Origin of the sequence: Faecalibacterium sp. AM43-5AT (assembly GCF_003603345.1) — a bacterium.
GTDB lineage: Bacteria > Bacillota > Clostridia > Oscillospirales > Ruminococcaceae > Faecalibacterium > Faecalibacterium taiwanense.
In genome coordinates this window covers 79536-97229 of the sequence record NZ_QVGZ01000001.1, presented here as the reverse complement: position 1 = coordinate 97229, position 17694 = coordinate 79536, and the positions used below count along the sequence as shown (strand labels likewise).

The window sequence follows — 17694 nt, the reverse complement described above, 5'->3', positions numbered from 1 at the left end:
GGTTGTCCAGTTTCTTGTCTACTTCCCGGAGCTGCTTTTCCAGCAGCGGGATCGTAGTATTCTCCTGATTCTGGACCTCCATGACCAGTTGAACGATCTTGTCGATCACCGCATCGTCCTGAATCAGCTTCATGGTCTCCCGGACGACCAGCTCTTCCAGCCATTCCTTCTGCACGGTCTTTTTGTTGCAGCCCTTGCGCCGCTTGACGTTGGCGCGTTTATAATAATAGTAGGTGCGTCCAGTAGCACTGGTTCCGCTTTCACCGAACATCAGCGCACCGCACTTGCCGCAGAACAGCTTGGTGGTCAGCAGATATTCCTCGTCTGCCTTGCCACAGGCAGGGGCGCGCTTGTTCTTGTCCATACGCTTCTGCACCCGGTCAAAGAGGTCTTTCGGAACGATTGCCGGAATCGCATCCGGCACAACGATATCCCGGAAAGACAATTCACCAATGTAACGACGGTTCTTCAACATGGTGTTCACGCTGCTGTGAGTCATTTTTGCCGCCCTGCATATTGCGGACACCCTTGTCGTTGAGGAAGTTTACGATTTCCACCATCTTATCACCGTTGTCATACTGCTGAAAGGCTTCCAGCACCAGCGGAGCAGTCAGCGGGTCAAGGTGATAAAACTTTTCCTCGTCGATTTTGTAGCCTATGGTTCCCGTACCGCCAGTACACTTCCCCTTCAGAGCATTTTCGGTTTGGCTTCGAATGACCTTTTCGGACAACTCAGCGGAATAGTATTCTGCCATACCTTCCAACAGTGTTTCCACCAGAATGCCCTGTGAGCCCTCGGCAATAGGTTCCATAACGGAGATCAGGTGGACACCGTTCTTTTTCAGGATCATCTTGTAATTTGCGCTATCAAAACGATTCCGTGCAAAGCGGTCAAATTTCCAGACGAGAACAACGTCAAACAGTTTTTTACCGCTGTCTTTGATCATCTGCTGGAACTCCGGGCGATTGTCCGTTTTGGCAGAGAATGCACGGTCAATGTAGTGTTTGATGACCGTGATGCCGTTCTTTTCCACATAGGCCGTGCATTCCCGAATCTGCCCTTCGATAGATTCTTCACGCTGATTGTCGGAGGAGTAGCGAGCATAGATAACAGCAGTCACAGATTCACCTCCCTTTTAACGTGCCGCCTGATAGCTTTTCGCATACTTGTAGATTTGTCGTGCGCAGTCGAGGCTCATTTTGCTAGAATCATTGTGCTTGAGCCACGCATTCACATTGCCGGGATTCAGCTTCAAGTCCGTATAAAGACGATAGTTTGTCAGTTTCTTTTTCTGTTGAAGCTCTACTACCCGGCGATGGATCAACTCTTTCGTATCATTATCGGCAAGAACAGCATCCCGGACGGAACAATAGCTTCGCCAGACTTTCAAATAGCCTTCCGGCAATTCCAACGACTGGTTTTCCAGAAGCAGCAGCATTTGCGTCAGCGAATAGCGATTGGAAAGCTGCTCATACTCCGCAGCAACAGCGCTGTTTACGGTATAGCGAAGTAGAAGATCAACTTTATCAAAGGCCAGCGCATAGAGATATAGCGGCTCTTTCAGCCGGGGGGTATCCTGCAAACAGTCCGCCAATTTGTGAATACTGGCAGTCTGAATGCCAGAAAGTTCTGCCACATACTGCTTCAAAAAGCCCTCAAAGGTCAGCTTTCTCACGGTCTCCACCTCTCCACATACTCCTGATACCGGATGTAGAAGTCCCGATACCGCCAGTCGTTCAAAATGCTGGCTCTCAACTCATCTTCATCGGTTGCAAGATGTTCCAGCAAATCCCAGTCCAAAGAGGTCCGCACAGCCTCACTCTCTACGTCTGCCTTGTCGGTGTCGCGGAAAGAGCAGAGCTTTGCAATCACCAAATCCTCCAGACTGGGTGTGTAGAACTGTACCTTTGTTCCACCAAAGGGCAGCGGCTGGAGCCGGTCTTGGAAGTTATACGGGAAATTGTCGATGTAAGCTTCCACATCGGTGTTGATGTCGTACTTGCCGAGCAAGCTATACAGTTCTTTCGGAACACTCAAGGCATCAATGTCATGAGTAGCGCGGGTCAGCTTGCCCAGCAAAATAAACGCACTGCCGCCTACGATCACCATCTGGTAACGGTCATCGTTGTCGATTAGCAGGTCGGCATCTTCGTCCAGCCGTTCCAGACGCTTACGGAGATCGTCTAAAATCATCTTTCCCATAAAATAGTCTTTCGTATTTTTAATAATAGTATTTTCTAAAATTATTTTACAGAAAAGAAATCCGATTGTCAAGCACAAATCAACGACATTTCATACAATTCATACTACCATGTTGTCAGTCCACATCTCTCATTGGCTAATGACCGTGCTGATTGCCGTATCATAATCTTCCGATGGATACTTATACTTTTTCAAGAGGTGCTTCACCATCTTCCGCATACTGGCACGGGCAGTTTCTTTTTTCTGCAGGTCTATTACGCTCGCATTACTGAATTTCTGCGTTTCCAGCCACCTCCATTGCAGCGTTCGATTGACACAGGTTGAGTTATCGGCAGATACAGAAAACACAACGGGCTGCTCTGTTACCAGAGCCGCCCGTTGTGTTCGTTTATGAAAAGGAGAGCTTAGATCTCATACCACTTGATCTCGTTGGCATCCAGATGCAGAGCAAAGCTGCTGCCGTCTGTGGTGTAAACGGTGGTGTCCTGCGGCTCGTACGTGTTGTTCACAACGCAATACTTGCCATTTTTGACATAAGCATGGACTTCCACATTGTAGTTGGAACTGAACCAAGTGTGCAGTTCATCCTCGCTGTGGGCACTCCACAAGATGGCTCGGTAAAGGGTGCGGCTGTTGGCAAAACTATACGGTACACCGCTGATGTATACGGCACGTCCCTTGCCGAAATCATGCGCCGCCATCTGCACTTCCTTATTCCGCTGCACCAGCACTTCCGTGCCTTCCAGGGCATAAATGTTCTTCTTTCCCTCACCGAAGTCGATGGGTTTGTCAGCATCCTGCAAGATGAAATGATTCGGATGCTCTTCCCAGTTGTACTTGTCGTAGTTCAGAGTGAAGCCGTTTTCTTCCTCCACACCCAAAACACTGGCCATCTGGAGGATATGGCCCTGATATGGATGACCGGACGGTTCTCCAACGCCGATGAAGCCGCCGCCGTTCCAGACGAACCGGCGAATGGCGGAGGAGATCTCCGGGTCTTCCCACCAGATACCGCCAGTGTGGGCGGTGTCGGCATCGCCTACATTGATGATGACATCCACCGTTTCCAGCAGCTTCGGATCGTTCTTGATATCCTCAAAGCTGATAAACTTCACATCAAACGGTGCGCCAGAAAGCATTTCAATCACGCCCGAATAGCTGTAATTCTGCTTGTAGTAGAGGGCATGATGCACCATATGACAGCCCCATGCCCGCATTTTACCCCAGCAGTTCAGCACAGCCACCCGTTTGACGCAGTAAGGCGTAGTGCCCTTGATATTTTCATACAGTTCGCGGAACTCCTTACAGACGCTCTCTACATAATCCACGAACTCCGGGAACTGCAATGCCAGCTTCAGATAGCCGCCATAGCCAATGCGGTCAATAGGCTTGCGCAGGATGGCACGGCGGGCTGTGACCCAGTTTTCTTTGGCTTCTTTCACCGGGTCGCCGCCCTCATGGAACGTGTCCGGGAAGAAGTAAGGCAGAAAGCGTCCTTCCGTGTACTTCACGCCCTCGATGTCAGAGATCAGACGCAGCGTGGAGCCATTGCCCACGCTGCCCACCACGGCATCCAGACCAATGGTCTTGAACTCCGGCATAAAGGGCTCGGTGCCGATCCAGTGGTCGCCGAGGAACATCATCGCCTCGCAGCCGCACTCGTGCGTGATGTCCACCATTTCTTTGGCCAGTTTTGCTACTTCGCGCCGCTGGAACGCCTGAAAATCACGGTATTCCTTGCTGGGCACACGATACTGGTTGTTGTAGTAGCCCTGGTCGATGATATACTCCGGGCGGAACTTGTAACCTACTTCCTGCTCAAACTGATTGAGGATATAGGGGCTGACGGAAGCAGAATAGCCATACCAGTCCACGAATTTTTCCCGCTTGAGTTCATCGAAGATCAGGGTGAACTGATGGAAGAATGTGGTATAGCGGATGACGTTCACATACGGATGATCTGCAATGAATTTTCGCAGACGCTCCATGGAATATTTGTGGGTTTTCGGCTGGCGCACATCAAACGTGATCTGATGCTCGAAATTCGTCCAGCCGTTGGTGGTGGCATTGTACATATGCACCGGGTCCCAGATGAGGTAGGCAAGGAAGCTCACGGTATACTCATGGAACGGCACCGCCTGCACGGTCACGCTGCCATCCGCATAGCTCCACTGTTCTGGCGGCACAGGCTGACCCGTGGAGCGATCCATGACCTCCCACCAGCGGGTGATGTCATCGTGATCGTTCACTTTCATCAGCTCCGGGCTGATGCCTTTCATCAGAGGGATGGTCACGGTCTCGCCGGGGGCAGTGTAGAAACCCGTCATAATGTAGCACTGCTGCACCTCGTCCGGGTTCGCTTTGGCCCATGCGTTATCCTTGCGCGTGGTATAATAGGTGGAATAGATCTTTGCATCGGCGTTTTTCAGTTCCTGCGGAAAATCCGTACCATCGCAGTCACGGATGGCATCCGCACCCCACTTTTTCAGAATCTCCAACGTTTCGGGCACCACATCCAGGTCGGTCGGAATGGTAACACGCCCGGTCTTGCACTTATCTTCCATAGTTTTCCTCTCTTATCCTCAATCCTGATAGGTTGCGTTGTAAATGGCCAGTACCGCCAGCAGCAGTGCCACACCCACAAGCATGATGCCCAGCCCTGCCAGCTGTCCAGTCATTTTCCAGCCTGCCACAACCAATGCAATGGACAGCACAAACAGCACGATCATCAGCACGATGCGCAGGGCAGGATGTGTTTTCCAGAATGTTTTCATGTTTTGTCACCTTATCCTTTCAAGCCGCCCACCGTCATGCCCTGCGTCAGCTGCTTCTGCACACAGATGTACAAAATCAGAGTGGGCAGCATCACCAGCACAAGACCTGCGTACATGGTGCCGTACTGCGCAGCACTCTGCTGAGCCTGCATCAGATTCAGCAGACCCACCGGCAGAGTACGGGGTGCGCTGGTGGAACTCATAAGGGTCATGGAGATGATGTACTCATTCCAGAAAGACAGGAAGTTGAACAGAATAATGGTGATGATAGACGGCTTCGCCATTGGGAAAATGATACGGGTCATTGCAGAGAAATAGCTGGCACCGTCGATGTAGGCTGCTTCTTCAAAGTCGTGGGGCAAAGTGGCAAAATAGCCTGACAGCAGATAGATGGTAAAGGGCAGTGCCGTAGCTGCATACACGACCGCCAGAACGAACAGGTTGTTCAGCAAAAAGCCGCTGCCGATATGGTTTTTCAGCCACACATCACCGTCACGCAGCATCAGGAAGATGGGAACTACGATATAGTTGACATTGATGAACAGACCTGCCATAAACAGCGTGTTCAGCAGCTTGCAGCCCTTGAACCGGAAACGGGACAGGCAGTAAGCTGCCGGCAGCGCAATCACCAGCAACAGCACCAGAGCCAGTGCTGTGACCAGAACGGAGTTGAGCATATATTCGCCCATCTTGGCTCCATTCCACGCATTGACGAAGTTCTGCCAGTAGAATCCGGCAGGCAGTGCCCACGGATTGCCGTAGAACTCTGAGTTCTGCTTGATGGATGCCATAAACACCCATGCCACCGGCACAATGATCGTCACAGCCAGCAGGATCAGTACAAAATAGATGAAAAATTTGTACAGGCCCTCCGCCGAACGGGAGGATTTTTCTTCCGTTTTCTTCATGTTTTTCCTCCTTAAAATTCCAGCGGTTCACGGCTGGTGGCACGATTGACACAGGCAGACAAAGCGAACGAGAACAGGAAGATAACCACACCGATTGCCATGCTGTAACCGTACAGACCTGCATCTTTCTGGCTGTACATATAGTTCAGGGCCACATCCGAGGCACCGTTCGGCCCGCCGCTGGTCATCGCCTTGACGAACAGGAACGCCATATTGATGGTGGAAATGATAAAGAAGGTCAGGGTGGTACGGATGTTCGTCCAGACCAGCGGAATCGTGATCTGGAAGAACTGGGTCAGACGGCCCGCTCCGTCCAGATTGGCGCTCTCGTACAAGCTGGCAGGCACCGAGGACATGGAAGCCATATACATCACCATATAGTAGCCCACAGCCTGCCAGACCATTGCAATGATGATGGACGGAATGACCAGCTTTTCGCCTTTCCAGAGGATAGGGTCAGTCATATCCCGGAACAGCCCGATGATGCTGTTCAGCATACCATTCTCCGGCTTATAGATGGCAGAGAAGATACCGGAGATGACGACCACAGACAGGATGTTCGGGATGTAGAAAATGATGCGGAAGAAATTCTGCCCCTTGATTTTTTCGCGGGTCAGGATGGCTGCAAACACCAGTGCAAACGCAAAGGTGATGATGGTAACGACCACCACCAGCAGGATCATGTTCTGCATGGAGCGGATGAACTGGGTGTCCTTCAGCAGATGCTGAAAATTTCTCAGCCCGACAAAGGTTTCGTTTGGCGAGTAGGCTCCACGCTCATACAGGCTCATGCGGAACACATTGAGGGTTGGCAAAATCATAAAAATGAAAAACAGGATGGTGGCCGGTGCCACACAGAGGAACACGAACCGTTTGCGGCTTTTGTCAGATTTCATAGACAAACCGTTCCTTTCTACTGGAATCCAGAAACCCAAAAAAGCGGAGGCGGTCAAAACCGCCTCCGCTGGGCAGGGCCTTGGAAGCTGTTTTCGGATGCAGCTTCGTTCTTACTCGATGATGTTGGCGCGCATCTGGTCGCTGGCGGACTTGATGCCATCGATCCACTGCTGTTCCGTCGTGCTGCCGGAAACCAGAGAGTTGACAGGGTCAAAGAACACCGTGCGGACTTCCACACCGGGGATAGCGGTGAAGGAAGCAAAGTTGCCCATAGCTGCCTTTGCGCCGTTGTCGTAGATGGAGTAGAACATCTTGTTGTCGCCGTCCAGATCATCGGCAATCCCCAGCACAGGCTGGATCGCGCCGCTTTCGGCAAACAGCTTGCAGGCTTCGTCGCTGTACAGGTAGGCTACAAACTGCTTGGCAGCATCCAGATGCTCCGCACCTGCCGGAATCCATGCCTGCTCAAACCATGTATAGCTGTACTGATCGCCGCCAGCCTTGACTGCAGGCAGAGCAGTCATGCCCCACTCGAAGCCATCCGCGCGGGGAGCTTCGCCCATTTCGCCCACGATCCATGTACCGTTGGGCATGAACAGAGCCTTGTTATCCAGCACCAGCTGCTGATTCTGGGTAAAGTCCTGATCGTTCGCCTGTGCCGGAGTGATGGGGTTGGTGTAGGAGGCCAGTTTGGTCACGATGTCAAAGCAGGTCTGTGCTTCGGCAGTGTCCCAGATGCCTTCTTCATAATGGGTCGCCTTGTTGAAGAAGTCGGGGCCGCCTGCTGCATACATCAGCGCATAGAAGAATGCATCAAAGTAGCCGGTGGTGGGGTAAGTGAACAGGTAGGTGCCCTCCGCAGCCGCCTTGTCACCCAGTTCCCACATTTCATCCCATGTGGTGGGCACATCCCAGCCTTTTTCTTTCAGGAACCCTGCGTTGTAGAACAGACCGCAGGGGCTGTAGAACATGGGAGCCAGATAGGTCTTGCCATCGCCGTAAGGGTTGGTAAGAGAAGTATCGGTAAAGCCGCCGGCGATCTTCTCGCTGACTTTCTTGCTCTCACCGGGAACCGTCATGCTCAGCACATCGGTGATGTCAGCGATCAGATTGCCCTTGATGAACTGCTCGGTCAGAGCAGCTTCACGACCGGTAGCCAGATGGATTACATCCGGGTAATCGCCGCCCTGCATGGAGGGGCCGATGACATCTTCCAGGTTCTTGTCGGTGGTCAGTTCAACCTTGATGCCCGTCTGGGCGGTAAAGGCTTCGGTGACTTTCTGCCACATCTCGGAGCCGTAAGCGGTCTCAATGGCAGCGACTTTGATGGTCACATCCTCCGCAGGCGTGGCAGAGGCAGCAGCCGAAGAAGTCGTGCTGGAACCGGTAGAGCTGGAAGAACTGCCGCAGGCGACCAGCCCCAGTGCAGCGGCACCCACGCCAGCCGCTTTCAGGAAATTGCGACGAGAAATGCGTTTCATAGTGTATCCTCCATCATAAAGATTCCGTTCAAAACCACAACCGGGACAAACAGGTTTTGTCCGAGAGGGTCGTGTGATTTATTGATTTCAATATAGAGGTTTTTACCCTTTGCAACAAGATGTTTGTTGTTTCGTTTTTTATAAATCTTGCTTTTTAGAAATTTCTTTCAGCAAAAGCGCTAAATTCGTCCCGTCTGTTTTGGTACATTCTTCCCGTTTGTAACCAGTTTGACATATTTTTATTCTTTAATGGCATCAAAAATATTTATCCTGTCCAAAATCAGGGCTTGCATTTTTTCTTCTTTGCCCCTATAATGAGAAAAACGCACGATTCAACGCATCGGTTTTTGCGATTATATTTTTAGTCTCTTGTTTTTATTTTTATGTTTATTGCGTTTCGCTGTAAAGGAGCCTGTTATGAGCACCGAACGCTTTGATATCCGTCATGCTCCCGCTCCCCGTGAGTCCTTTCGCTTGCTGTACATCAGCAAAAGCAAATTCGGCGGCGACTGGAACAGCACGGCTCACACCCATTCCTGCACGGAGCTGTTCTATTGCCTGAGCGGAGAAGGACAGTTCTACCTAAGCGGGCAGCTGTACCCGGTCAAGCCGGATGATATGGTCATTGTCAATCCACAGGTGGAGCACACGGAATTGAGTCTGAACGCTTCACCGCTTGAATATATCGTTCTGGGTGTGGCTGGCATTGAGATCTTATTCGGCAAGGCTGAATCTTCTTATGCTATCTTCAACTGCCGTGAAAACCGGGAACGGATGGTCACTCTGCTGCATATGCTGCTTGCCGAAGCCGACCGCAGTCTGGATGGCTGCGAAACCGTCTGTCAGGACTTGCTGGAGGTGCTGCTGATCTGGCTGGTACGCTGCACAACGCTCTCTTTGCAGGTGGAAGAAACGCCACAGTCTGACAGCCGGGAGTGTGTAGAGATCAAGCGATATCTGGACAGCAACTTCCGAGAGGACATCTCACTTGACCGTCTGGCAGAGATCGCACACATCAACAAATATTATCTGGCCCACACCTTTCAAAAGGAGTACGGCATCTCTCCCATCACCTATCTGAATCGCCGCCGCATTGAGGAAAGCAAATATATGCTGGGCAATACAGGTTACAGCTTGGCTCAGATCAGCGAACTGATGGGCTTTTCGTCCCCCAGCTATTTTTCCCAGTGCTTCCGCAAAGCGGAGGGGCTGACTCCCAACGAATACCGCCGTCAGGTACGGCAGGGACAACGCCCTGCCCCGGCAAAACGGCATGAAAGATAAAGAAACGAGGAACTTCAAATGAAACCTGTCACCGAACCCATTCTCTGCGCCGCTGCATCCGCCTTTGATTTTGGTGGGCCGATGGTCTGCGATCCACACCACTATGGTGAGGGCCACATCAATGACACCTTTGTGGTCTGGCGGGCAGATCATACCAAACGCTTTATCTTACAGCGCATCAACACCGATACATTCACCGATCCAGCAGGACTGATGGAAAACGTCTGTGGCGTGACCCGGCATTTACGGGCAAAGATTCAGGCAGAGGGCGGCGACCCTGGCCGGGAATGCCTGAACGTCATTCCCACTCTGTCCGGTGCATCCTACTATATCGACACGGAAGGCAATGCATGGAGAGCCTATGATTTTGTAGAGAATACCGTCTGTCTGCAACAGGTCGGCTGTGAGGCAGACTTCCGCACTGTGGCAGAAACACTGGGCAAGTTCCAGAACCAGCTGGCCGATTATCCTGCTTCTACCCTCCACGAAACCATTGCACGTTTTCACGATACGCCCAACCGTTACGCAAACTTTGAAAAAGCTCTTGCAGCCGATGCACTGGGTCGAGCCAAAACCATTGCGCCGGAGATTGCTTTTATCCATGCACGGGAAAAGGACTGCCACGTTCTGCTGGATCAGCTGGCCGCTGGTGAGATCCCGCTGCGTGTCACCCATAATGATACCAAAATCAACAATGTTCTGCTCGATGAAGCCACTGGCAAAGGCATCTGTGTCATTGACCTCGACACCGTGATGCCGGGTCTGTCGGCTTATGATTTCGGTGATTCCATCCGCACCGGTGCCAACGACTGCGCCGAGGACGAACCCGACCAGAGCAAAGTCCACTTTGACCTGCATCTGTATGAAGTGTTTGCCAAAGGCTATCTTTCCACTGCTGGCTCCACCATGCACACAGCTGAAAAAAGGAGTCTTGCTTGGGGTGCCAAACTCATGACGTTGGAATGCGGCATCCGTTTCCTGACCGACTATCTGGAGGGCGACCATTATTTCCATATTGCCCGCCCGAACCACAACCTCGACCGTGCCCGCACCCAGTTCACGCTGGTACGACAGATGGAAGATCTATTCGATCAGATGCTGGAAATCGTCTGCCCGGACAATCACTGATTTCGCAATCTCCTCCATTCGGATACAGCAAGAAGCATGGACGCTCTCCTTTTCGGGGGCGTCCATGCTTCTTTTTAGTCCAACTCCGGCCTCTGCGCCATGGTCACGTCCAGCGCATCCTCGACCCCGGTGCAGTCAATAGAGATTTTTCTGCCATCCCGGAGTAGCAGCTCCACGCAGCCGGTGTCCATGTTGAATTTGCAGGCTCTTGCATCATACTTCATAATCGTATCCTCCTGAAACCATGTCGTAGTTTATAGCTCCATGTCAGAACCCTTTTATTTCACAAATTATTTTTTGGGGTTGCGTCGCCCGGTGTTTTCCGAGCCACGCACTTCCTCATGGTAAAAGTAATCTACAATGACCGGGTGCCCAGGCTCTGCCCGGCCGTAGGGCAGCTCGTTGTCCACGAAGGGACAGCTGTATTCTTTCGCTAGCCGTTCCGCTTGATCCTCCAAACCACAGAAGTAGCTTCTGTCTCCCTTGTTGTAGATAGCGTCGTACAGCGGAACCAAGTCAGGATATTTTTTACGTATATAGTCAAGGATGTCTTTTTTGAATCCGCCTCGCAGATTTAGATTCTCTAACCATATCAGGTCGCATTGATTTCTGACCTGATGGAAGATAGCCTCAAAATCCGAGATACCGGGAAAAACCGGAGCGATAAAGCACACGGTGCGGATACCTGCGTCATAAACCTGCTTCATGGCATCCAGCCGCCGCTTGATGCTGACGGCATTGTCCATATCGTTTTTGAAATCCTCGTCCAGCGTATTGATCGACCAGGAAACCGTGACCTTTCCCAGTTCTTTCAGAAGGTCAATGTCACGGATTACCAAGTCTGACTTGGTGCAGATAAGAATTTCCGCCTCGCTGCCCCGAAGCTGCTCAAGAAGCTTTCGGGTGTTCTGAAACTGAGCCTCCTGGGGCAGATAGCCATCGGTCACAGAACCGATGACTACGCGCTGCCCTTTGTACTTTTGCGGATTTTTGATTGCCGGCCAATGCTTTACATCCAGGAATGTACCCCACGGTTCGGTGTGCCCGGTAAATCGCTTCATAAACGAGGCGTAGCAGTATTTGCAGCTATGGGTACAGCCCACATAAGGATTGACGGAATAGCCGCCCACCGGCAGGGTGGATTTTGTCATAATATTTTTGGTTTCTACATCCTGAATCAGAATGCTGCTCTCTTTCACTTCCGCCATGTATTCTGTTCCTCCAATACCCGGTAAAAAGCCGTGGGAAATTCTTGTACCATATGTGTTTCTCCCATGATAGGAAGTAGATCTTCCTTCATGAATACAGGGATTCCAAGCGCATGGGCCTGATGTGTCAGGTTCCACACCCATTCCGGTTTTGATACGGATTTGCCCTTCCTATGTCCGGTCTCAGTCCCAATAACGATCCACTCAATTCCGGTAAGGTCCACCATACCAACATCATCAAACATAGGTTCAAAGGTCAAATGATAGTGTCCGCCATGGATATGCTCCCGCAAAGTTCGGATACGGTTTTTCTCCTTACTGGAGGTAACAGTTACACCAAACCAAGCATTCTCTAGGGTAGTGGAAAACACAATATCCTCTGGTCGCTTGGTCAAAAACAGATATTGGTGCTGCGGATTTTCAGTCATCTTGGCAAATATCTGTTCCCGCCATTCTGGCTTCCAGTGGGAAAAATCGCTCATGCCGGTGAGCAGAAAATTCTGTGGGCGCTTTTTCTCCATCAGCCGCAGCTTATTTGGAAAAAACTCTGGCTTTTCAAAGTCGTCGATCATGTGAAACCGGCGGACATTATTTCTGGCGTAGCAGTAGCTGCAACCGATCGTACAGCCGATCACCAGATTCATGTTCTGAATACAGTCTTTAATACAAACAGCCACCGCTGATGCCTCCTTACCGTTTTAAGATTTAGCCTTCTGCCGCAGGTGCAACTTTCCCGAAGCCGTTCCAGGCATACAGGCCCTTCTTGTTCTCATCGCCCAGGAACTTGTCCACCTGACAGATGTGCAGGATATGGTCGCCCACCTCCACCGACTGTTGCAAGGTAGCCACCATCGCCAGACGGGTATCCACCGGAATCTGGATGTCGCTGCCCTCCACAGCCATCATCTCGATGTTGTTGGCGGCCACCTTGTCGGTCTTGGCTCCGGTAGACGCTCCGCAGGCCATTACTGCGCCAGCCAGACTCTCACCGGGGACAGTGACGATGACTTTGCCGGTCTCGCGCACACGCTTGCCGGTGTGGGACTGTTTGCCAGTGGCGAAACCCACCATTGGTGGATTGAAGGAGAGGTAAGACACAAAGCAAATTGGAGCCAGGTTCGTAGAACCATCCTCCTTTTTAGAGCAGATCAGTGTCAGCGGATTAGGGGAGGTCAGAACAGTAGCCTCCATAATGTTCAGTTCTTTCATAAAATTCAGACCTTTCTAAGAAATTTCAGTCGTTGACTGCACGGCTAACTAGTGATATATTTATTATACCTGCTAGCAATTTTTGTTCAAGTACGCAAATTGTTTGTACCTGGTATCAAAAAATATACTGCAAAAGACGAGGAAAGATCCAATCATGACTTATGAAGAATTCAAAGAAAAGGTTAGCAGTGTCATTCTAACCGATGATGGAAACTGCCCGGTCACACCGGTGGTTCAAATGCTGCAGGGCAAATGGAAACTCCAAATTCTCTATGAACTATGCATCAAGTGTCCCATGCGGTTTGGGGAACTGAAAAAAGTTCTCAAGCCCATCACCAATACAGCCCTGACCAACGCCCTGAAGGAGCTGGAAGCGGATGAATTGATCCAGCGCATCCAATATAATGAAATGCCCCTACGAGTGGAATACTCCCTCACCGAGAAAGGACGGGATCTGTTGCCGGTCTTTTACGCCATTTCCCAATGGGGAATGAAATATATACCATGATTCTAACTATACTAATCCGCAAGATAATAGCCGGGAGGCATTGACGATTTGAGTCAACTTCCCGGCGTTTTATTTTCTGCATTTTCTACTGCTGCAAAGGATTCAGGAAGCAACCTGATTCATGAGAGTTGATAACTCCCACCGCCTGCAAATAGGCATAGATGATTACGGTCCCCACAAACTTCATGCCCCGCTTTTTCAAGTCTTTTGAGATGGCATCCGATAACGGTGAGCTGACCTTGTCTACTTCTTGGATGATTTTTTCATATGTCCAATGCCATAAGTATCGGTCAAAACTACCCCACTCTTGCTGTATCTTTTGAAACACTTGTGCGTTGACCACTGCAGCTCGTATTTTCAGCCGGTTACGGATGATTCCAGAGTCAGCTCGCAGAGCCGTCAATTTTTCTTCGCTATAAGATGCCACTTTCCGTAAATTAAACCCGTCAAAAGCACGGCGAAACGCTTCCCGCTTATTTAAGACACATTCCCAGGTGAGACCTGCCTGAAAATTCTCCAAAATCAACATTTCAAACAGCATATGGTCATCGTGGACCGGTCTGCCCCATTCCTCGTCATGGTATCGCAGATAAGTGGTATTAGTCGGGCTCACCCAATGGCATCGAATCTTTCCATCTGTCCACTGCATTCGTATCGTCATTTTGAACTTGCTCCGAAATCGTTATGCCTCGCACGCCTCCCGGAGAGCAGGCAGCAGCTCATCCAGCCGCCCGTCCAGACCGAAGGACTTTTCTTTGATATTGTCCGTAATGTAGATCTCACCAAGATTGAGGGTCACATAAGTGGCGTTTGGCTCGCTGGCCACCAGGCGCATCATCGGGGCCTTGATCAGCTGATTGCGCCAGCCAATGCCCAGCTCCAAAACCACCAGTTTCTTCCCGTGGTAGGTTTTCAGAAAGTTTTGGAACCGTGCCTGGGCAGCGGTATCCGGAATCATTCTCTGACCCGCACCCATGTGGATGTCCATGGGACCGCCGCACTTGGGACAGCGCGGCACCAATTCTGTAGGCACATGGCTGCTCTGTTCGGCAGCCGATAATTTTTCTGCCACCTCCAGACTAGGATATATGGTGTCGTGGCAGGGGCGGGCACACTGCATAGTAAACCAGTTGCCCTCAATCTCATAGATTTTCGTCGGATCGAAGCCACACAGTTCAAAGTGACCTTCTCCGTTTGATGTGACGACAAAGTAATCTTTCTCTCCCACAATGGCCTTCAAATCGTTCATTACCGGCGTAGGCTGGTACTGCCCGCAGTAATGATGGATGAGTCGGGCCCAGAAGGCCCATTTTTCCTCCTCGCTGGGCCATCCAGCCATCATGCCCTGCAAAATACACCCAAGGCCGTATTTCCGTTTAAAATCCCCAAACAGTCTTTCAAAGGCTGCATTGTCCGCAAACAAATGCAGTCCTTCGGTGATGGACAGTCCGTTACTGGCCCCGATCAAGATAGCGTCCGCTTCTCTGAATTTTTCCGCAATAGGGTTCCAATCAATCATATTCGTTCGCCCCTTTCTATTTTATGGTTGCTGCGCCGGAGCGCTCCTGCCGGAGGGCAGCTAGAGTTTCCTCCAAATCTCCTTGCAGATACAGGCTGCGTCCCCGCAGATGCTCTGGCCTATGAGATGACTCTCGATTAAGACATGCATAAAAGACGTTTTCGTTTTTGGCAGTAAGTTCCCAGAAGGGCAGTTTGATGATACTGGGCGTCATCTCACCCACGCCAAGTTCCAACAGCAGGACTTTTTTGTCGGACTGATCCATTATCCAGCGTCGCAGGAATCTATGGTAGCGGTGCAGGTTATCCTGCCAGAAGGTTCCCTCCAGAAAGGTATCATCTCGTACCCAAGGCACCAGCACCCGCCCGCAATCCGGGCAACGAGGAACAGCTTCCTCCGGCAGGCGCACACCCACCAAGCGACCGGTCAGTTCCTTTACCAGTTCGCGGTTTTCCCAAATATCATCCCGACAGGGCTGGCTGCACTGGCAGTAGCTAAAGTCTCCCTGAAAGGCGCAAATTTGTTCCTGGGGAAATACCCGAAAAAACTGCTGATCGACATTAGTGGTCAGCACAAAGACCGGTTTATCTGCAACAAGCGTTTGCAGATCCAGATAGGGCTGCCCCGTAGGGGCTTCCCACATGAAGCGCATATATTGGCTGTAATATCCCCACTGCTCCCCATAGCTAGAAAAGCAATGGTAGAATCCAGCCAGTGGAGAGGTAAAGCCATACTGTTCACGAAAGGGAGCCAATGCCTCCGAAAGTGCCGGGGACCAATGGTAGTGGTCGTATCCAGCTGCGCTTGACAGGCCGGAGCCGCCTCCGATCACAACGGCATCTGCTTGAGCAATACGCTCGGCAAGTTCCTGAAGCGCTGCTTGGTTTCCAACCCTCATTGATCGTTATCTCCGCTTTCCATGGTGTTCCGTGCATCCCGCAGCACTTGAGCAATGTCGGCCACAATGGTCATGCCCTTATTCTCCAACTGCTTGGGCAGGAAGTCATATTTGTCGTTGACAGCAATATATCGAGCATGGGGAAAGCTGAGGGTCATGTTCCAGAAAGGCTCTTGGATAAACATGGGAGTCATTCGACCAACGCCCAACTCCAGGAACAGAATTTTGCTGTCTTTGTGTTCCAGTACGTAGCGAGAAATTTTTTCGTACTGTTCTTCATATTTCTTTCCTTGCAGGAAATTCCCATATCCTCGCACCCAGGGGAAAGCCTCGCCGCCGCAGTGAGGGCACCGGGGAATGAGATCCGTGGGAATCTTCGTGCCATCCCCCATAGCGGCCACCATATCAGCCACTGGCTTTACCGCATCCCAGGTGTCATCGGTACAGCAGGCGGCACACTGGAAGAACCGGTGATCTCCCTGGATCTCCGCCACCTTCTCCTCCGGGTAGAGCTTGACAAACTGGGTATCCTGATTGGTGGTGAGGATGAAGAAGTCCTTGCCTTTCAACAAAGCGTCTAGATCCAGATAGGGATGACGCACAGGTGCGGTCTGGGTGGTGTGAAGGAATGTGGCGAGATACCCCCAATACTCTTCCCTTGTCTTCCAGGGGTGCATCATCCCTGCAAAAGCACCTTTGAAGTGGTACTTCTCGGCAAAAGGGTGGAAGTATTTGCGGTAGGAGTCGTTGTCCTCATAGTAAAAATCTCCGCCACCGGCAGCGGACAGGCCGGAGGCCCCGCCCACTACCACACAGTCAGCTTCCTTTACCTCCTGTACCAAACGATGGATCTGTTCGCTATACGGCAGCGGCTTTTTGTCAGTCAGCTGATAAGGCGTACTGCCGGAAGCATAGATAGGATAGTGCCTGGAATAATTCATCTGGGTCTGCATGACCAAATCATCATAGAAGTTCATTGTCACCATTCCTTTCGAGTGGGTGTTATTTTTATTCTTACTTCAAATCATTTTAGCATCCTCTTGCGCTGTTGTCAATATGCTGTTATAATAAAAATAACATCAAAGAAAAAAGGAGATCAGTCCATGAAATATCCCACCCGCCTTAGCGATGCTGTTCATATTCTGGCTTTTATCGCTCTGTACCCAGACTGCGACCTGACCAGTGACAAGCTGGCAGAGAGCATTCAGACGAATCCTGCCTATGTGCGCCAGCTCATGTCCGCCCTGCGGAAGGGTGGACTGCTGGTCAGCGTGAAGGGACATCCCCGACCTGCTCTGGCTCGTGAGCCGGAGAAAATCACTCTACTGGATGCCTATCGGGCAGTAGAGGGCGACAAGCCCCTGCTCCATCAGGACGTCCACACCAACCCCGCTTGTGGCGTGGGCGTAAATATCCAACTGGTGCTGCGGGATTTTTACTTGGACATTCAAAAAACAGCGGAACAAAGAATGCAAGAGATCACGCTGAAAGATGTGCTGGAACAATATCACATGAAGTTAGAAGGGATGCTCTTGCAGCGTTTATGACAGATTGATTTTCAGAAACTCTTCCATTTGGGACAAAAATTCTTCTGAACGGGAAATACAGAACCTCCTTGCCGGACTATACTGGAAACCAGAAAGACCGACACCCCGTATGGGTGTCCTATTTTCCGGC

The 17694-nt window shown here is 51.0% G+C and carries 19 protein-coding genes and 2 pseudogenes; 4 read left to right on the top strand and 17 right to left on the bottom strand.

Translation table 11 applies throughout. The features are described from left to right. The 9 genes and pseudogenes from DW937_RS00505 to DW937_RS00465 all read right to left on the bottom strand — a co-directional run. Nucleotides 1–1121 (bottom strand): annotated as a pseudogene (locus DW937_RS00505) (recombinase family protein); the annotation flags it as partial. A gap of 15 nt (nucleotides 1122–1136) precedes the next feature. Continuing rightward, nucleotides 1137–1676, bottom strand: coding sequence for a transcriptional regulator (locus DW937_RS00500; protein WP_120120179.1), 540 nt, complete (start codon nucleotides 1674–1676; stop codon nucleotides 1137–1139). After that, nucleotides 1673–2203: a DUF6036 family nucleotidyltransferase gene (locus tag DW937_RS00495; RefSeq protein WP_120119766.1), complete on the bottom strand. Its 531-nt coding sequence runs from the start codon at nucleotides 2201–2203 to the stop codon at nucleotides 1673–1675. Before DW937_RS00495 ends, DW937_RS00500 begins: the two co-directional genes overlap by 4 nt. 129 nt (nucleotides 2204–2332) lie before the next feature. Beyond that, complete coding sequence (locus tag DW937_RS15365; protein ID WP_279221238.1) at nucleotides 2333–2551, bottom strand: type I restriction enzyme endonuclease domain-containing protein; 219 nt, start codon at nucleotides 2549–2551, stop codon at nucleotides 2333–2335. A gap of 56 nt (nucleotides 2552–2607) precedes the next feature. Continuing rightward, nucleotides 2608–4767 (bottom strand): 1,3-beta-galactosyl-N-acetylhexosamine phosphorylase, encoded by a 2160-nt coding sequence (gene gnpA, locus DW937_RS00485; RefSeq protein ID WP_118528227.1) that lies wholly within the window; start codon nucleotides 4765–4767, stop codon nucleotides 2608–2610. Nucleotides 4768–4785: 18 nt separating this feature from the next. Further along, on the bottom strand, nucleotides 4786–4977 hold the full coding sequence (locus tag DW937_RS00480; protein ID WP_097778319.1) for a hypothetical protein: 192 nt from the start codon (nucleotides 4975–4977) through the stop codon (nucleotides 4786–4788). An 11-nt stretch (nucleotides 4978–4988) separates the two neighbouring features. Then, nucleotides 4989–5885, bottom strand: a complete 897-nt coding sequence (locus DW937_RS00475) for a carbohydrate ABC transporter permease (RefSeq protein WP_097778320.1) — start codon at nucleotides 5883–5885, stop codon at nucleotides 4989–4991. 11 nt (nucleotides 5886–5896) lie between these two features. Further along, the gene (locus DW937_RS00470; protein WP_097778321.1) at nucleotides 5897–6781 is read right to left on the bottom strand and encodes a sugar ABC transporter permease; all 885 of its coding nucleotides are present in this window, start codon (nucleotides 6779–6781) and stop codon (nucleotides 5897–5899) included. Between the two features lie 111 nt (nucleotides 6782–6892). Beyond that, nucleotides 6893–8263, bottom strand: coding sequence for a carbohydrate ABC transporter substrate-binding protein (locus DW937_RS00465; protein ID WP_120119765.1), 1371 nt, complete (start codon nucleotides 8261–8263; stop codon nucleotides 6893–6895). A gap of 417 nt (nucleotides 8264–8680) precedes the next feature. Between DW937_RS00465 and DW937_RS00460 the strand changes: the two genes are divergently transcribed. Together DW937_RS00460 and DW937_RS00455 are read left to right on the top strand one after the other, a co-directional pair. Next, nucleotides 8681–9547 carry an AraC family transcriptional regulator gene (locus DW937_RS00460; protein WP_097778323.1) on the top strand — a complete coding sequence of 289 codons (867 nt, stop codon included), beginning with the start codon at nucleotides 8681–8683 and terminating at the stop codon, nucleotides 9545–9547. Between the two features lie 18 nt (nucleotides 9548–9565). Beyond that, on the top strand, nucleotides 9566–10675 hold the full coding sequence (locus DW937_RS00455) for an aminoglycoside phosphotransferase family protein (protein WP_120119764.1): 1110 nt from the start codon (nucleotides 9566–9568) through the stop codon (nucleotides 10673–10675). A gap of 77 nt (nucleotides 10676–10752) precedes the next feature. Here DW937_RS00455 and DW937_RS14765 read toward each other — a convergent pair. From DW937_RS14765 to DW937_RS00440, 4 genes and pseudogenes are all read right to left on the bottom strand, one after another. Further along, nucleotides 10753–10899: pseudogene (locus DW937_RS14765) on the bottom strand (DUF6061 family protein); the annotation flags it as partial. Nucleotides 10900–10965: 66 nt separating this feature from the next. After that, nucleotides 10966–11883 (bottom strand): radical SAM mobile pair protein B, encoded by a 918-nt coding sequence (locus DW937_RS00450; RefSeq protein WP_120119763.1) that lies wholly within the window; start codon nucleotides 11881–11883, stop codon nucleotides 10966–10968. Beyond that, nucleotides 11871–12560, bottom strand: a complete 690-nt coding sequence (locus tag DW937_RS00445) for a radical SAM mobile pair protein A (protein ID WP_120119762.1) — start codon at nucleotides 12558–12560, stop codon at nucleotides 11871–11873. Before DW937_RS00445 ends, DW937_RS00450 begins: the two co-directional genes overlap by 13 nt. Before the next feature lie 28 nt (nucleotides 12561–12588). Continuing rightward, on the bottom strand, nucleotides 12589–13092 hold the full coding sequence (locus DW937_RS00440) for a flavin reductase family protein (RefSeq protein WP_120119761.1): 504 nt from the start codon (nucleotides 13090–13092) through the stop codon (nucleotides 12589–12591). Nucleotides 13093–13246: 154 nt separating this feature from the next. On the opposite strand from DW937_RS00440, the gene DW937_RS00435 reads away from it, so the two are divergent. Next, a complete protein-coding gene (locus tag DW937_RS00435) occupies nucleotides 13247–13600 on the top strand; it encodes a helix-turn-helix domain-containing protein (protein ID WP_120119760.1) in 354 nt (117 codons plus the stop codon). 85 nt (nucleotides 13601–13685) lie between these two features. Here the strand turns inward: DW937_RS00435 and DW937_RS00430 are convergent, their stop codons facing one another. Genes DW937_RS00430 through DW937_RS00415 form a run of 4 tightly spaced genes read right to left on the bottom strand, consistent with a single transcriptional unit; the run spans nucleotide 13686 to nucleotide 16994 of the window. Further along, nucleotides 13686–14249, bottom strand: coding sequence for a DNA-3-methyladenine glycosylase I (locus tag DW937_RS00430; RefSeq protein ID WP_120120178.1), 564 nt, complete (start codon nucleotides 14247–14249; stop codon nucleotides 13686–13688). Nucleotides 14250–14282: 33 nt separating this feature from the next. Next, nucleotides 14283–15119: an NAD-dependent protein deacetylase, SIR2 family gene (locus DW937_RS00425; protein WP_120119759.1), complete on the bottom strand. Its 837-nt coding sequence runs from the start codon at nucleotides 15117–15119 to the stop codon at nucleotides 14283–14285. A gap of 16 nt (nucleotides 15120–15135) precedes the next feature. Further along, entirely contained in the window at nucleotides 15136–16017 is an 882-nt protein-coding gene (locus DW937_RS00420; RefSeq protein ID WP_120119757.1) for an NAD-dependent protein deacetylase, SIR2 family, read from the bottom strand. Further along, nucleotides 16014–16994 (bottom strand): NAD-dependent protein deacetylase, encoded by a 981-nt coding sequence (locus DW937_RS00415; protein WP_207666621.1) that lies wholly within the window; start codon nucleotides 16992–16994, stop codon nucleotides 16014–16016. Before DW937_RS00415 ends, DW937_RS00420 begins: the two co-directional genes overlap by 4 nt. A gap of 126 nt (nucleotides 16995–17120) precedes the next feature. Between DW937_RS00415 and DW937_RS00410 the strand changes: the two genes are divergently transcribed. Then, nucleotides 17121–17564: an Rrf2 family transcriptional regulator gene (locus DW937_RS00410; protein ID WP_120119753.1), complete on the top strand. Its 444-nt coding sequence runs from the start codon at nucleotides 17121–17123 to the stop codon at nucleotides 17562–17564. Nucleotides 17565–17694 lie beyond the last annotated feature (130 nt).

What these genes read in the sequence shown, in the direction of transcription:
- DW937_RS00460 (WP_097778323.1), top strand. Translation starts at nt 8,681, where the DNA reads ATGAGCACCGAACGCTTTGATATCCGTCATGCTCCCGCTCCCCGTGAG.
- DW937_RS00470 (WP_097778321.1), bottom strand. Translation starts at nt 6,781, where the DNA reads ATGAAATCTGACAAAAGCCGCAAACGGTTCGTGTTCCTCTGTGTGGCA.
- DW937_RS00420 (WP_120119757.1), bottom strand. Translation starts at nt 16,017, where the DNA reads ATGAGGGTTGGAAACCAAGCAGCGCTTCAGGAACTTGCCGAGCGTATT.
- DW937_RS00455 (WP_120119764.1), top strand. Translation starts at nt 9,566, where the DNA reads ATGAAACCTGTCACCGAACCCATTCTCTGCGCCGCTGCATCCGCCTTT.
- DW937_RS00480 (WP_097778319.1), bottom strand. Translation starts at nt 4,977, where the DNA reads ATGAAAACATTCTGGAAAACACATCCTGCCCTGCGCATCGTGCTGATG.
- DW937_RS00425 (WP_120119759.1), bottom strand. Translation starts at nt 15,119, where the DNA reads ATGATTGATTGGAACCCTATTGCGGAAAAATTCAGAGAAGCGGACGCT.
- gnpA (WP_118528227.1), bottom strand. Translation starts at nt 4,767, where the DNA reads ATGGAAGATAAGTGCAAGACCGGGCGTGTTACCATTCCGACCGACCTG.
- DW937_RS00415 (WP_207666621.1), bottom strand. Translation starts at nt 16,994, where the DNA reads ATGAACTTCTATGATGATTTGGTCATGCAGACCCAGATGAATTATTCC.
- DW937_RS00430 (WP_120120178.1), bottom strand. Translation starts at nt 14,249, where the DNA reads ATGCAGTGGACAGATGGAAAGATTCGATGCCATTGGGTGAGCCCGACT.
- DW937_RS00440 (WP_120119761.1), bottom strand. Translation starts at nt 13,092, where the DNA reads ATGAAAGAACTGAACATTATGGAGGCTACTGTTCTGACCTCCCCTAAT.
- DW937_RS00450 (WP_120119763.1), bottom strand. Translation starts at nt 11,883, where the DNA reads ATGGCGGAAGTGAAAGAGAGCAGCATTCTGATTCAGGATGTAGAAACC.
- DW937_RS00435 (WP_120119760.1), top strand. Translation starts at nt 13,247, where the DNA reads ATGACTTATGAAGAATTCAAAGAAAAGGTTAGCAGTGTCATTCTAACC.
- DW937_RS00475 (WP_097778320.1), bottom strand. Translation starts at nt 5,885, where the DNA reads ATGAAGAAAACGGAAGAAAAATCCTCCCGTTCGGCGGAGGGCCTGTAC.
- DW937_RS00410 (WP_120119753.1), top strand. Translation starts at nt 17,121, where the DNA reads ATGAAATATCCCACCCGCCTTAGCGATGCTGTTCATATTCTGGCTTTT.
- DW937_RS00465 (WP_120119765.1), bottom strand. Translation starts at nt 8,263, where the DNA reads ATGAAACGCATTTCTCGTCGCAATTTCCTGAAAGCGGCTGGCGTGGGT.
- DW937_RS00495 (WP_120119766.1), bottom strand. Translation starts at nt 2,203, where the DNA reads ATGGGAAAGATGATTTTAGACGATCTCCGTAAGCGTCTGGAACGGCTG.